12 protein-coding genes and 2 riboswitches are annotated in these 14,158 nt (G+C 66.2%); of the genes, 5 read left to right on the top strand and 7 right to left on the bottom strand.

Going from position 1 to position 14,158, the window contains the following annotated elements; all coding sequences use genetic code 11:
• Positions 1-42 precede the first annotated feature (42 nt).
• The 3 genes from VCS63_RS20485 to VCS63_RS20475 form a co-directional block, all read right to left on the bottom strand.
• Positions 43-468 (bottom strand): CopD family protein, encoded by a 426-nt coding sequence (locus VCS63_RS20485; RefSeq protein ID WP_223306503.1) that lies wholly within the window; start codon positions 466-468, stop codon positions 43-45.
• Positions 469-560: 92 nt separating this feature from the next.
• Positions 561-1,406 carry a DUF2242 domain-containing protein gene (locus VCS63_RS20480; RefSeq protein WP_323880889.1) on the bottom strand — a complete coding sequence of 282 codons (846 nt, stop codon included), beginning with the start codon at positions 1,404-1,406 and terminating at the stop codon, positions 561-563.
• Positions 1,407-1,607: 201 nt separating this feature from the next.
• Positions 1,608-2,984 (bottom strand): MFS transporter, encoded by a 1,377-nt coding sequence (locus VCS63_RS20475; protein WP_323880887.1) that lies wholly within the window; start codon positions 2,982-2,984, stop codon positions 1,608-1,610.
• Between the two features lie 124 nt (positions 2,985-3,108).
• On the opposite strand from VCS63_RS20475, the gene VCS63_RS20470 reads away from it, so the two are divergent.
• The 3 genes from VCS63_RS20470 to VCS63_RS20460 all read left to right on the top strand — a co-directional run bounded on the left by VCS63_RS20470 (position 3,109) and on the right by VCS63_RS20460 (position 6,347).
• Entirely contained in the window at positions 3,109-4,119 is a 1,011-nt protein-coding gene (locus VCS63_RS20470) for a helix-turn-helix domain-containing protein (RefSeq protein WP_223306504.1), read from the top strand.
• Positions 4,120-4,237: 118 nt separating this feature from the next.
• Positions 4,238-5,335 carry an NAD/NADP octopine/nopaline dehydrogenase family protein gene (locus tag VCS63_RS20465; protein WP_063960507.1) on the top strand — a complete coding sequence of 366 codons (1,098 nt, stop codon included), beginning with the start codon at positions 4,238-4,240 and terminating at the stop codon, positions 5,333-5,335.
• Between the two features lie 16 nt (positions 5,336-5,351).
• A complete protein-coding gene (locus tag VCS63_RS20460) occupies positions 5,352-6,347 on the top strand; it encodes a 3-hydroxybutyryl-CoA dehydrogenase (protein ID WP_104654103.1) in 996 nt (331 codons plus the stop codon).
• A gap of 16 nt (positions 6,348-6,363) precedes the next feature.
• On the opposite strand, the gene ampC is transcribed toward VCS63_RS20460, so the two are convergent.
• Entirely contained in the window at positions 6,364-7,500 is a 1,137-nt protein-coding gene (gene ampC / locus VCS63_RS20455) for a class C beta-lactamase (RefSeq protein ID WP_063960530.1), read from the bottom strand.
• A 152-nt stretch (positions 7,501-7,652) separates the two neighbouring features.
• A riboswitch (glycine riboswitch) is annotated at positions 7,653-7,744 on the top strand.
• A gap of 1 nt (position 7,745) precedes the next feature.
• A riboswitch (glycine riboswitch) is annotated at positions 7,746-7,835 on the top strand.
• Between the two features lie 44 nt (positions 7,836-7,879).
• On the opposite strand from ampC, the gene VCS63_RS20450 reads away from it, so the two are divergent.
• Positions 7,880-9,109 carry a D-amino acid dehydrogenase gene (locus tag VCS63_RS20450; protein ID WP_323880884.1) on the top strand — a complete coding sequence of 410 codons (1,230 nt, stop codon included), beginning with the start codon at positions 7,880-7,882 and terminating at the stop codon, positions 9,107-9,109.
• Positions 9,110-9,248: 139 nt separating this feature from the next.
• Here the strand turns inward: VCS63_RS20450 and VCS63_RS20445 are convergent, their stop codons facing one another.
• Both VCS63_RS20445 and VCS63_RS20440 read right to left on the bottom strand, forming a co-directional pair.
• Positions 9,249-10,589 carry an amidohydrolase family protein gene (locus VCS63_RS20445; protein ID WP_323880882.1) on the bottom strand — a complete coding sequence of 447 codons (1,341 nt, stop codon included), beginning with the start codon at positions 10,587-10,589 and terminating at the stop codon, positions 9,249-9,251.
• 66 nt (positions 10,590-10,655) lie between these two features.
• Positions 10,656-11,438 (bottom strand): alpha/beta hydrolase, encoded by a 783-nt coding sequence (locus tag VCS63_RS20440; protein ID WP_323880880.1) that lies wholly within the window; start codon positions 11,436-11,438, stop codon positions 10,656-10,658.
• A 258-nt stretch (positions 11,439-11,696) separates the two neighbouring features.
• Here VCS63_RS20440 and VCS63_RS20435 point away from each other — a divergent pair, with 258 nt between their 5' ends.
• On the top strand, positions 11,697-12,551 hold the full coding sequence (locus tag VCS63_RS20435) for a helix-turn-helix domain-containing protein (protein WP_042794304.1): 855 nt from the start codon (positions 11,697-11,699) through the stop codon (positions 12,549-12,551).
• 34 nt (positions 12,552-12,585) lie between these two features.
• Here VCS63_RS20435 and nadB read toward each other — a convergent pair whose 3' ends face one another.
• Entirely contained in the window at positions 12,586-14,148 is a 1,563-nt protein-coding gene (nadB, locus tag VCS63_RS20430) for an L-aspartate oxidase (protein WP_301882931.1), read from the bottom strand.
• Positions 14,149-14,158: the final 10 nt, after the last annotated feature.

The following is a 14,158-nucleotide window of genomic DNA, read 5'->3' as shown; positions in this document are numbered from 1 at the left end:
GCGGCAAGGCATATGCTCCCGGGTCGTGCCCTGCCGCGCGGTTCAAAAGGGTTTGACGACCACCAGCGTGACGATGACGGCGGAAGCGATGACCGTGAACGGCGCATACAGGTCCACCAGGGGCGGACGCTTGGCGCTGCCATTGGCCATGCGGCGCAAGGCCGCGCTCTGGATGCCGAGCAGCGCCGACAACGCCAGCGCGAAGGCTACCTTGACCCAGATCCAGGTCATGGCGAACCAGCCGAAAGTCACGGCCAGATGCAGCCCGACCAGCCAGGTCAACACCATCGCGGGAGTGGTCACGCACAGCGTCCAGCGGCGCAAGGCCCCCAGCATCTTGCGCTCTTTCGGGGCTTCATCGCTGTCCTGGGGTTGCGAGGACAGCAGGAACAGCGACACGAACAGCGATCCGCCCAGCCAGGCGACCACGGCTGCGACGTGGAGCATTTTCAGGAGTTGATAGGTCATGATGACCGGCATTATCGCCGGACGCGGACCGGGCCGCGCATGGGCGGCACGCATCGGCTTGCGCTACGGCAACCCGGCGCGGCGCCGCGGCCTTATTTAGCCGTCTCGGGACTGGCCGGCGCAGGCGTCGCGGGCGCGCCAGGGGCGGGCGCAGCTGCAGGCGTGGCGGAGGTGGGCGCGGCGGTCCCGGCCGCTGCGGGCGAACTGGCGCCAGCCGGCGCCGACTGGCCCGGGGCTGGACTTGCGTTGGCTGCCGCTCGGGGCTTGGCGGATTCGCCGGCGCCCGAAGCTGCGGCCGGATTCAGGGTATCGGCCGGTTTGTCCGGCGATTCCGCCGGTTCGGGCGGCACGACCTTCGGCTGCCCCTTGGCGCGGCTGCCCACCGGCGCCTGCGGCGCGGCGGCGGCCTGCGCATCCGGCAGGAAACGTTGGAGCAGCTGGAAGAACCCTTCGTAGAATTTGGGTCGCGCAACCGTCTGGCTGCCCGTCTTCACAAGCGAGTCGTCGCTGGAGCCAAATGGCATGGACACCTGGCCCAGCACGCTTACGCCCACGCTGGCCGAGCTGGCGGTGCGCTTGATCGAGTAGCGGTCCTGCACTGCATTGGCGAACACAGTGGCCCGCTCGTTCGAACTGCCGTCGGAGGCGCATTCGATGTTGAAGGCGATCTGCGTATGCTGTCCGTCCTCATCCTGGAAATTCTTGTGTCCGGTGACGCGTGAACCTTCGAACTTGTCGATGTTGTAGCCCTGGCTCAGCAAGGCGCGGCGCCCGGCATCGCAGGCCGCCACGTTGCTCGCAGGGACCGTGCGCGAGTAGGTGTCGCTCTGGGTGAAATCTTCTTTTTCGAACTCGGGCTTCGGGGATGAGCATCCCGCCAGGACGCCCGTCAGGACTACGAACAGGGCCAGGGATGGACAGCGGAGAACTCGGGACATGGATTGGGGTCCGGCTTGGGACGGCGGGCGGCATGGTCCGCCGCGATGGCGGCCCGCGCACCGCGTCCGGCGCGGAATCGTGAAGCTTAAAGCGGTTGTTATAGCGCATCCCCGGCACCATTTCCTTTACGAGGAATGTGGAGTTCAACGCAGAGGTAACAGGATTAAAAAAAGGGCCGCATCGCGGCCCCTCGACCGCCTTCAGGGTGAGAGGCGCGCGGTTTCCAATGGCCGAATCTCGTGCGCTTCCAGGTTCAGGCTGCGCCGGTAATGCTTGCAACCGGCCGCGAGCAAGGCAATGCACAGGACCGTGGCCGCGCCGACCAGCACGGACAGCGACTGCCCCACCGCTGCCGGACTCATGAACAACCGGTCGGTCAGCATGGCCACGGCAGTCGTGCCCAGGCCCAGTCCGATCAGGTTGGAGATCAGCAGGAACAGCGCAGACACCTGGGCGCGCAACTGATTGGGAGGAAGTATCTGCATCGCGGCCGTTGAGGTCGGCATGGGAAACGATGCGAAAAACATGGCGGGCAACAGCAGCCCGACCGACAGCCACAAGGAATCCACCTGTGTGAATATCACCGCCGGCAACGCCATGCCCGCCGCGCCGATCACGCCGGCGCGCAGGGGCGCATCGCTGTAGCCGCGCCTGGCCAGCCAATCCATCAGCCAGCCGCCGCAGAATACCCCGGCGGTATTGGCAACCAGCACCACCGCCCCCAACATGTAGCCTGCCTCCACGGGCGACATGCCGAATCTGCGCATATAGAACGCCGGTGTCCAACCCAGTAGCGCGAACAGCACCATCGCATAGAAAGAGAAGCCAAGGTAGTGGCAAAAGAAGGTGCCGCGGTGCCGGCCCAGGAAGCGCCAGGTATCCTTCATGGCGGGCTTCTCGACCTGCCCCGCGGCATTGCGCCGCAACCCCAGCCGCCGCGGATCGCGCACCGTCAAGAGGATAAGCAAGGCAATCAGCAACCCGGGCAGCCCCACGATGAAGAAGGTCACCTGCCAAGGCCGCATCGTCCCTGCCCCAGGCAAGGTGACGGTGTCCACGCTCTTGAGCAGATCGATGACATAGCCGCCAATCAGAAAGGCCATGCCGCCGCCAATGAACGAACCGATCGAATAGACCCCGACAGCCCGCCCCAGTTTCTCCCGCGGAAACATGTCGCTAAGCATCGAGTATGTAGCGGGCGACAGGGCGGCCTCCCCCACGCCCACGCCGATGCGCGCCAGGAACATCTGCGCGAAATTGCGCGACAGGCCACAGGCCGCCGTGGCCAGGCTCCAGAACGCCACGCCGATCGCGATGATCCTCGGCCGCGAATAGCGGTCCGCCAACAGGGCGATGGGGATGCCCATGAAGGCGTAGAACAAGGAGAACGCCAGGCCGTGCAGCAGGCTGAACTGCGTGTCCGACAATTGCAGATCGTGCTTGATCGGTTCGATCATCAGCGCAAGGATCTGCCTGTCGACGAAGGAAAATATGTACGCTAGCATGCATATCACCACGACGTACCACTCGTAGGCGTAGCTAGGTTTCGATCCGTGCCGCGGGCTGCCGTCAGTCATGGTTTGTTTCCCTTGTATGGTGGTGAGATCTGCCCGGCGCCCAACGGGCCGGGTGGCGCCTCACTTGCTTGCAGGCCCATCTTTTGTAGGTCTTTGCGCGGCCGGCCTCTATACGCCGGGCGCAATGACTGTTCCCGCTGCGCAGGAAAGCATGTTCAACGACACCAATCCGCTGGACCGCCATTGCTTGCTGGATTCGGGCAACATCGCCGAGATCAAGGATCAGGTCAGCCAGCACCTGTGGTCGCACCGCATGTGCGTCCCCCCGGGAAAACCCCTGCAGTCCCGCCTGTATGGCGTGTTCTTCGGCAATGCGGCGCTGTTCGACCTGCACTACGGCGCCGAAGTCGAGATCGATGCCGGCGACATCGCCAGCTACTACCTCATCCGCATTACGCTGCAAGGCTCCGGGCTGATCACGCTGGGCAAGCGCAGCGCCACCATGAACGCCGGCAGCCTGACCATTTCATCGCCGTCCGAACGCAGCGTGATCCGCATCGGCCGCGATTGCCGCAACCTGATCCTGCGCATCGAGCGCGAGGCGCTGGAACGCCAGCTGCAACGGCTGCTCGAGCGTCCCCTCAAACAGGCCCTGGTCTTCGACCTGCAGATGGATGCGAACGCCCCGGGGCCGCTCGCGGTGCGTGAAACGCTGGACTATCTATGCCGGCTGTACCGGCATCCCGCCATCGAAGGCGTCACCCAGACGCTGGCCTCCGGATTCTCGGACTATCTGCTGACACTGCTGCTGACCCAGTTGCCGCACAATTATTCCGAAGCCTTGCAGGCAGGCCGCCGCCAGCCGCTGCCCATGCACGTGCGCCGCGCGCGCGACTACATCGAAAGCCATCTTGCCGAAACCATCTCCCTGTCGGACCTGGCCGCGCACTGTGGCGTTTCCGTGCGCACGCTGCAAAACGGCTTCGCGCAGTTCCTGAAGCAAAGTCCCAGCGATTACGTGCGCAGCCAGCGGCTGGCCCTGGTGCACACGGCGCTGGAGCAGGCCAGCGAGGGCGACAGCGTCACCGACATCCTGTTGCGGCATGGCATCTCCAGCTTCGGGCATTTCGCCACCCATTACCGCAAGCGCTACGGCTGCCTGCCCTCGGATACCCTGCGCCAGGGCAGGCAGTAAGCAGCAGCCCGGCCACGCCCTTATTCGCTTGCCGGATCGGAACGTCGCTTGCGCGTTCAGCGCAGCCTCGCCTGCCCGCCGACGCTAGGATCAAAGCTCCAAAAGACGGAGCTTGACCATGAGAATCAGCGTCATAGGCGGCGGCCACGGCTGCTACGCGGCAGCGGCCGACCTGTGTGAAAAAGGCCATCAAGTGCGCTGGTGGCGCCGCGACTGGGCGGCGTTCCAGGGGCTGCGGGACGCCGGCGCGCTGACCGTCACCGACTACCGCGGCACGCGCCAGATCCCGCTGGGAGTAGGACCGCGGCAATTGGAGCTGGTCCGCGACCTGGCCGCGGCGGCGGCCGATGCCGAGCTACTCGTCATTCCCCTGCCGTCCACCACGCACGAGGCGCTGGCCCAGGCATTGGCCCCGCTGTTGCGCGACGGCCAGGTCGTGTTCCTGCCGCCGGGCACTTTCGGCTGCTACGTCTTCGCCCGCGCCATGCAGGATGCAGGCAATGCCGCCGATACCGCCTTCGCTGAAACCGGCACCCTGCCCTACCTGGCACGCAAGCATGGCGAAAGAGTCGTGATCAGCGGCTACGCCACTCGTCTGCCCACGGGTGTGTTCCCGCGCCGGTTGTCGGAGCACGCGCTGGCGGTCGTCCAGCGCGCCTACGCCAGCATCGAACCCATAGAAGACGGGCTTTCCGGCGCGCTGATGAATGCCGGCCCCATCATCCATCCTCCGCTCATCATGATGAACGCGGGTCCGCTCGAACACTTCGACAAGTGGGACATCCACAACGAAGGCACCCAAGCCTCCATACGGCGCGTGACCGACGCGCTGGACGCGGAGCGCATTGCCATTCGCGTGGCCCTGGGCTATGCCGCCCCGCACTTTCCGCTGTCCGACCACTACGCCGCCGAAGGCGACGAATGGATGTACGGCCGCGGCGCCCATGGCAGGCTCACCGACAGCGGGGATTGGCGCGAAGACATCGATCTGCACACCCACCGCTACATGCTCGAGGACACGCGGCTGGGTCTGTCATTCCTGGTGTCCGCCGGCCGTTGGGCGGGCGTGCCCACCCCCGTGGCGCAAGGACTCCTGAGCCTGGCCAGCGCCGTTACCGGCCGTGACCTCTATGCCGAAGGTCGCACGCTGGAACGCCTGGGCCTGGACCGCCTGTCGCGCGACGATATGCGCAAACTGCTGGCTGAAGGCTGCTGATACAAGGATGCAAGCCATGAACCAAAAACTGTGCGTGATCGGCGCTGGCCGCATGGGCGTGGGCATCACGCTGTCATACGTCCATGCCGGCCTGGACGTCACGCTGATAGACATCAAGCCGCGCACGGCCGCCGAGCAGGCCGAGTACTTTGCCCGCGTGCGGGACGATCTGCGCCGCGAGCTCTCCATCCTGTCCAGGCTGGGCTTGCTCGATGCCGCCCAAGCGGAGATTGCGCTGGCGCGCGTGCATCTATGCTCGCGCGAGGATGCGCAAGCAGACCTGCGGCAGGCGCGCGCGGTGTTCGAAGCCGTGCCCGAACGCCTGGACGCCAAGCGCGACGCCTTTCTGTGGCTGGGGTCGGCCTGCGCGCCCGACACCATCATCGCATCCACCACGTCCACCTTTCTAGTTACCGAGCTGGCAGAGCTGGTGCAGGACCCAAAGCGCTTCCTGAACGCGCACTGGCTCAACCCCGCCTACCTGATACCGCTGGTGGAGGTGAGCCGCGGCCCCCAGACCAGCGATGCCGCGACGCAGGGATTGATGGAATTGCTGCGCCAGGCGGGCAAGAAGCCGGTGCAATGCGCCCCTGCCGCCGGCTACATCGTGCCCCGCATCCAGGCGCTGGCCATGAACGAAGCGGCCCGCATGGTCGAGGAAGGCGTAGCCAGCGCCGAAGACATCGACACGGCCGTGCGCCTGGGCTTCGGCCTGCGCTTCTCGGTCCTGGGACTGCTGGAATTCATAGACTGGGGCGGCGGCGACATCCTCTACTACGCCTCGCGCTATCTCGCCGACGCCATCGATCCGCGCTTCGCCTCGCCCGCCGTCATCGCCCGCAACATGGAACAAGGGCGCAACGGACTGCGCGACGGCCAGGGCTTCTACGACTACGCCGGCATGGACGTGAACGCCTACAAGATGGAGCGGCTGGCACAGCTGTGCAAGCGGCTGGAAGTGATGGAGCTGCTGCCCCGCTACGACGCGGCGAGGCAGCCGCCTGCGCGCTAGTCCCGGGGCTGCGCGCCTACTTGTCCAATTCGCCCAGGATCCGGTACGCCAGCCGGACCCTGGCCTCGTTCGGATAGTTGCGGTTGGCCAGTATCACGATGCCCAGGCGCTTGGACGGCACGAACGCCACATAGCCGCCGAAACCGTTGGTCGAGCCCGTCTTGTTGATCCACACGGCTTGCTGCGGCGGCAGCGGCGGGTTCAACGCGGCCACCGGCTGGCTCTGGCTGTTGTAGTTGCCGGCATTGGCCGTCAGCAAGGCGTCCAGCGTCGCCGGATAGCGCAGTTGTTCCCAGGCCAGGTCCTGGACCATGTCGCCCAGTTGGTAATAGCCGACGTGCGTCTGCCCGATCGCATCGCGTAGTTCGGCATTGGTGACGTTCAAGCCCATGTTCGCGTCGACAAAGCGGATCAGGTCGCGCGCGCTGGTCTTCACGCCGTAGGCCTCGTCCGCCAGCACGCCCGGATTCACGCGCACGGGCGCATTTTGCTTGTTGTAGCCCTGCGCATAGTCTGCCATTCGCGCGGCGGGCACGTCGATGTAGGTGCTGGTCAGGCCCAGCTTGGGAAACAGGTCCCGCTCCATCGCCGCCTTGAACGGCTGGTTCAGGCTCTTGGCGGCGACCACGCCCAGCATGCCGATGCTGGGGTTGGCGTAGGTACGGTACGTGCCGGCGGGATGCTCGGGCTTCCAGTTCTTGAGATAAGCCATCAGCTGCGCCTGGTTCTTGATGGCGTCGGGCACCTGCAAGGGGAAGCCGCCGGTCGTATGCGTGCCCAGGTTGATCAGGCTCAGTTTGGCGAAGTCGCTGCCGGCGAGTTCGGGCAGGAACTTGGCCGGGCTGTCGCCCAGGGCCAGGCGGCCGCGCGCCTGTGCATAGGCCGCCAGGGTCGCCGTGTAGGTCTTGCTGATGGACCCGACCTCGTAGAGCGTGTCGCTGCCGGCGGGCTTGCCCGTTTCCCTGGACGCCACGCCGTAGTTGTAGAAGCGCTGCGTGCCGTCCTGGGTCACGGCGACCGACATCCCGGGGATGTCGTGTTCGCGCATGACGGCCTGGACCGCCTCGTCGATCTTGCGGTCCGCGTCGGCCTGGCCGGCCTGCGCCAGTGCGCTGCCGCCGACCATCAGCGCAAACCATCCCGTGCGCAGCATGCTATTCAAGCGCATTCTCGTCATTCCCTGTCGTGTCGAATCCGTGGCGCCGCAACGGCGGCGCGCATGCATCGTAACGCGGCGCGGTGTCCCATTGGTACTAACCCTTGGTCTCATTCCCGGGGATTTTGGCTATTCTCGGCTCGTCGATCCAAAACCTCGCAGAAGAGACCTGCCCCAGCGACAGGCGCCGACGGAGCAACCGCCCCGGAAACTCTCAGGCAAACAGGACTGCGCGGTCTAGACAATCTGGAGAGAGGCGCGATGCGCCCACCGAAGGGGAACCCGCCGCCGCCCGCGCCGCGGGTGAAGCTCTCAGGTACAGAGACAGATGGGGTGCTGCGGCCGGGTGGCCGCGGCCACTCAATCTGGAGCCATCATGCCCCGCATCGCCATCATTGGCGCCGGTATCACCGGCGTCACGTCCGCCTATGCCCTGAGCAAACTGGGATACCACGTCACCGTCTACGACCGCCAGCGCTATCCCGCCATGGAGACCTCCTACGCCAACGGCGGCCAGTTGTCGGCCAGCAACGCCGAAGTCTGGAACAGCACCGCCACCGTCATGAAGGGCCTGCGCTGGCTCGGCCGGCATAACGCGCCGCTGCTGCTCAATCCCAGATTCAGCTGGCACAAGTATTCCTGGCTGGCGCAATTCATCGGGCAGATCCCAAACTACCGCCGCAACACCATCGAGACCACCCGGCTGGCCATCGCCGCGCGCCAACACCTATATGCCATGGCCGAAGAAGAAGGCATCGATTTCGACCTGGAGCGCCGCGGCATCCTGCACATCTATCACGACGCCGCCAGCTTCGAGACCGCGCGCCGCGCCAATGCCTTGTTGCAGGAAGGCGGGCTGGAGCGCTACGCGGTATCGCCCGAAGAAGCGCGCAACATCGAACCCACATTGACGACCACCTGCTACGGCGGCTTCTACACGCCGTCCGACGCCACGGGCGACATCCACAAGTTCACCAGCGGCCTGGCGCGCGCTTGCGAACGCCGGGGCGTGCGCTTCGCGCAGGATGCCGACATCCGCAACATCAGCGTGGACGGCGCGCCGTACGTGCTCGACGTCGCGCGCGAGGGCGGCACGCGCCGCGAACAACACGAAGCCGACGCCATCGTCGTCTGCGCCGGCGCCGTCAGCCGGCAATTCGCGAAACAGCTGGGCGACACGGTCAACATCTACCCCGTCAAGGGCTACTCCATCAGCGTGCACCTGGACGACGCGCCCAGCCAGGCTGCCGCGCCCCGTGTCAGCCTGCTGGACGAGGCCGCCAAGATCGTCACCAGCCGGCTGGGCGACCGCTTCCGCGTGGCTGGCACGGCCGAGTTCAACGGTTTCAACATGGACATTCGCGCCGAACGCGTACAGCCGCTGGTGGATTGGACCCGCAAGCACTTCCCCGGCGTCCGCACCTCGCGCGTGGTGCCCTGGTGCGGACTACGCCCCATGACCCCCAGCATGATGCCCCGCGTCGGCCCTGGAAAACGGCCCGGCGTGTTCTACAACACGGGACATGGGCATCTGGGGTGGACCTTGTCAGCGGCGACCGCGCAGATGCTGGCGGCGAGCGTGCAGGAAGGGGTGGGCGAGGCTTGAGCGGATGGGCGCGGCGCTCGGGTAGGACTGAATTCAGACCATATTGAGCAGGCGACCTGTGCGGATACTCTGGCCATAAGAATCAGATCGCCAACTCGCCGCGTAAGAGCATTGCGAAAAACGGGTGCTCCGGCACAGCCTAGTTTTCGGCCAGCGCGGTCTCCTTCCTATTCTTATCATCCGCGGAGACAAGCATGGAGGAATTCGGCTCCACCGTACTGTTCTGGCCAAACACACCATTGTTCTTGCACACCTGCCCCTCCTTCATCACCAGGACTATCCCGTCCGGATCGACCAACAGCGACAGGTCCTTCAACGGATCGCCGTCGACCATGACCACGTCCGCCAGGTAGCCTGGGCGCAGCATGCCCAGCTCGTCCGGCCGTTGCATGATCTCGCCGCCCAACCGGGTGGCGGACATCAGCGCCTCGGCCGGGGTCATGCCGATGTAATCGACGAAGTACTGGAGGTCGCGGGCATTGGTGCCGTGGGGCATCCAGGCAAAGCCGTAGTCGCCGCCGGGCAGGATGCGAATGCCGCGCTGGTGCATCTTGCGCAGTGACTCCGAGGCGATTTCCAGTTCGCGCTTGTAGCCCATTTGTTCGGCGATGGCGGGCGTAATGCCGTATTCCGAAGCGTTGAACGCGGTGCGGATAAGCCAGCCTATGCCGGGCGCGACGAAGTGGCGGTCCTTGTTGGCTTCCAGCATGTCGAGCGCCTCTTCGTCGGCAAAGCTGGCGTGATAGATCATCTCGATGCCGTGGCGCACGCATTGCTTGACCGACTCGCTGGAGCGGGCATGCGCGGCGACGCGCTTGCCGTAGCGCTTCGCTTCGCCAGCCAGCATGGCGATCTCGTCCTCGGCGAAGGGCGACATCTCGGCCGGCAGCCCGGCGATGTACTCGCCTGACAAGTTGATCTTCAGGTGGTCGACGCCGTATTTAATGAAGGTGCGCGCCGAGCGCCTGATCTCTTCCGGGCCGCAGCACACACTGCCGAAGCTCAGTTCGTCGAATGGCATGTGCGGCAGAGAATTGTCGCCAAGCGCGCCAATCGTGGTGATTTCCTGGCTGCCCGCCAGGTAGCGCGGCCCGGGGCATTCTCCGGCATTGATGGCGTTGCGCAGCACCACGTCCAGCCGAGGTTTGGCCGCGGCCGCGCCTATGGCCGAAGTCCAGCCCATATCCAGGTAACGTTTGGCCACGCGCACGCACCAGAGGATGTGCTCTTCCGGCGGCATGAACTGAATAGCGGCCAGCGAAGGCTGGTCGTTCCAGGAAAAATGCGTGTGCGCTTCGGTCATGCCGGGCATCAGGAAGCGTCCCTTCCCGTCGATGACCCGCGCGCCATCCCTGCTCACCTGTTGGGGCGCGCGCGCGACTTGGGAGATGCGCGCCCCTTCGATGAGAACCTCACCAGGATAGGGTTCCGCACCGCTGCCATCGAAGATGGCGACATTGATTATGGCAATGCTGGACATGACAAGTCTCCTCCGGCCCGTCGCGCGGGCCGATTTCTTATGTTGAAACGCCAGGAAAAACGTTGCTTAACGCAATGCTGCGTAAAACTCCCGCAAGGCCTCTGCGCAAGCCTGAGGTTTTTCGTAGGTGGTCCAGTGGCCGCAGTCCTTCAGCACGATCTGGCGGCTGCCGGCCAGGCGTGCAGCAAGCGCCTGCACATTCGTGGGCGGTGCCACGCCGTCCTGGTCGCCGGTCACGAGCAAAGCCGGGACGCTGATCGTCTCGAGGGCTGCCGGCTGCGCGTCAGCCAGCGCCTCGCAGCTTTGCGCATAGCCTTCCGGAGGCTGACGCATCACGCTCTCACGCACCAGTGCCAGCACGGCGGGCTGGTTCTGCCTGGTTTGCGCGCTGGTTGCGCCCTTGACGATGGCGTCTGCGATTTCCTGGATCGCCGCGCTGCCACCACGCGCCAGCTCCGCCCGCGCGCGAATGCCGGGCCGGCCCGCATCCGGCGGCGCGGCCAACGGTCCGAACAGCGCCAGCGACTTGACCCTGCCAGGATGGGCCACGGCAAGATGCTGGGCCACCACGGTTCCGAGCGAATGCGCGGCGACATGCGCCACATCGATCTCCAATGCGTCCAGCAGTCCCGCCATCGTGTCCACGTAGGTAGCGATAGACAGGCGTTTCTCGCCCAGCGCCGAGCGCGCACTTCCCGGCAGGTCCGGACGGATCACGCGGAACCCGTCGAAGGCGCCCATGACGGGCGTCCACGTATTCGAGGAACCACCCAGGCCGTGTATGCACAACAGTGCCGGCCCTTCGCCGTCGATCTCCACGGCCATGCCGTTGACGTGTTGGGTGCTCATGCTGCCGTCTCCTTTTATCTGAGCAGTCGTTGCTTGCATCGGCATTGCGCCGGCAATTTTTCAGGACTGTATCGGCGCGGGCGGCAGCGCGCTTATCGCCGCGTGCGCGGACTTATCGCAGAGTCAGATTTTGTGCCTAGTGAATACACCTAGCGCGGACAAACGCGCAAACGCCCATAAAATTCCCTGAGCGCCGCACCCGCCCGCGCGCAGGCCCAGGCTCGCGCGACGAGGCGATAAGAAAAACGGGAGACAGAGATGCAGGAGACTTACGCCTTGCACGAAGGCGCGTTCGGCCGCGCCGTCGTGCTGGAACTGCGCGACGACCTGATCGCGCACGCGCATGCGGAAGTGCAGCTGGCCCTGTGGCTGGGCGGCGCGCGCGTGCTGGGACATGTCGGCCAGACTCCGGTCCCCTACAGCGAGCACCTGGCGCTCGGCACCAACACGTACGAATCGCACGACGCCAGACTGCTCGAACGGTCGGGACCGGCCATCTTCCTGGTGCTCTACATCGCCAAGCCCTGGCTGGACGAAAGGCGGGCCGCCACCGGTCGCCCATTCCACTTCGCGGCGCCGGGCGTGCCCATCGACGCGGCGGTACGCCAAAGCTGTTGGCGATTGCTGGACAAGATCGTGGCGCCGCAAGACCACCCCGGCGCGGATCTGGATGCGGAGGTCGAGGCCCTGCTGCAAGCGGCCATCGAATCGTCGATCGAGCCGGATCGTCCGCGCAACCGGATGCCCGCGGCGCCGGCACTCGACCGCCGGCTGCGCGCGGCGATCGCCTACATGCGCGAACATGCCCACGAGCCGATCACGGCGGAAGAAGTCGCCAGCCGCGTGGGCCTGTCGCGCGGCCACTTCTTCGCGCTGTTCCGGGATCAGCTCAACACCACGCCTCAGGTCTTCTGGAGCGCCGTGCGCGTGGAAGAGGCCGTGCGCCTGCTGGTGCACCAGGAACAGCCCCTGACTTCGGTGGCGCTGGATCTGGGCTTCTCCACGCCCGGCAATTTCTCCCGCTTCTTCCGCGAACACATGGGCGTTTCGCCATCGCGTTTCAGGCGCGCGGCGACAGGCGCCGCGCAGCATCTGCTGACCGGGGTTTCCTGAGCCGCGGGTCGGCCGGAAGCCGTCCTGCGCGCCTCTACACGGTTACGGCAGGCGCGCGCGGCCGCAAATCCACGGCGTCCGCGCCCGGACGATCGCGGTTGAAATGCGCCCCCCGACTTTCTCCGCGTGCACTCGCCGCCCGCACGATGAGATCAGCCACCAGAGCCAAATTGCGCAGCTCCAGCAGTTCCAGGCTCAGGCCCTCGCGCAACAGCCGCGCCTCCGTCTGTGCTCGCAGCGGACCAATGAAGGCCGCCGCGCGCGCCAGCGATGCATCGCTGCGCAGCACGCCCACGTCTCGGCTCATCAGCTGACGCAGGTCGCGCCGCAGCCAGGCCAGATCGGGCGACGCCGGCACGGCGATTGCGTCGGCCGCCGGCGTTCGTTGGGGAGCCTCGGCCGGCTTCTGCGCGAGTATGTCTTGCGCCGCAGCCCGACCCGTCACCACGCACTCCAGCAGCGAATTGCTGGCGAGGCGGTTGGCGCCGTGCAGTCCGGTGCAGGCGGCCTCGCCCACCGCGTACAGGCCAGGCAGATTGGTGCGTCCGGCCGGGTCGGCGGCGATGCCGCCGCAGGTGTAATGCGCGGCGGGCGCAACCGGGATGGGGGTCGTCGTGATGTCGATGCCCAGCGCCAGGCAGCGCGCCTGGATAGTGGGAAAGTGCTGCCGCAGGAACTGCGGCGATTGGTGACTGATGTCGAGGTACACGCACTCCAGCCCATGCCGTTCCATTTCGCCCTGGATCGCACGGGCTACGATGTCGCGCGGCGCCAGCTCGGCGCGCGCATCGTGCGCCGGCATGAAACGCGCGCCGTTGGGCAGGCGCAGGACGCCGCCTTCGCCGCGCACGGCCTCGGAGATGAGAAATCCGCCCGCCTGCGCATGATGCAGGCCGGTAGGATGGAATTGCGTGAACTCCATGTTGGCGATCCGGCAGCCCGCGCGCCAGGCCATGGCAATACCGTCGCCGGTCGCGGCTGGCGGCGCGGTAGTCGTCTGGTATGCCTGCCCCGCGCCGCCCGTGGCCAGCACGACATGGCCGGCCGCTGCGTCGAAGGTCCGCCCGCTGCGCAGGTCCAGCAAGCGCACGCCGCGGCAACGCGCCGCGGCAGTACCTGCGGTGCCGTCCAGGATCAGGTCCACGGCACAATGCGCTTGCAGCAGCGTGATGCCGGGGTGCCGCCGCACCCGCTCCTCCAGCGCCGCGACGATGGCGCTGCCGGTCGCGTCCGCCGCATGCGCGATGCGACGCAGGCCGTGCCCGCCTTCGCGCGTCAAATGCAATCCGCCTTGCTCCGGCGTGAACGCGACGCCCTGCTCCTGCAGCCAGGCAATCGCGCCGCAGGCCCGGGAGATGATGTGTCGCGTGGCCGGCAAGTCGCACAGGCCGGCGCCCGCGACCAGGGTGTCGTTGACATGCGCCTCGATGCTGTCGTCCGCGCCCAGCGGCGCGGCGATGCCGCCCTGGGCGCGGTTGCTGGCGCTGTCGCGCAACTCGCCCTTGGAGACGAGCGCGACGCGCTTGCGCGGGGCCAGTTCCAGCGCCGCGGCCATGCCAGCCAATCCGCTGCCAATGATGATGACGTCGAATTCCATGAGCGAACCT

The organism is Achromobacter sp. D10, from assembly GCF_035282245.1.
Lineage (GTDB): Bacteria > Pseudomonadota > Gammaproteobacteria > Burkholderiales > Burkholderiaceae_B > Achromobacter > Achromobacter insolitus.
This window is presented reverse-complemented; position numbering and strand designations above follow the sequence as displayed.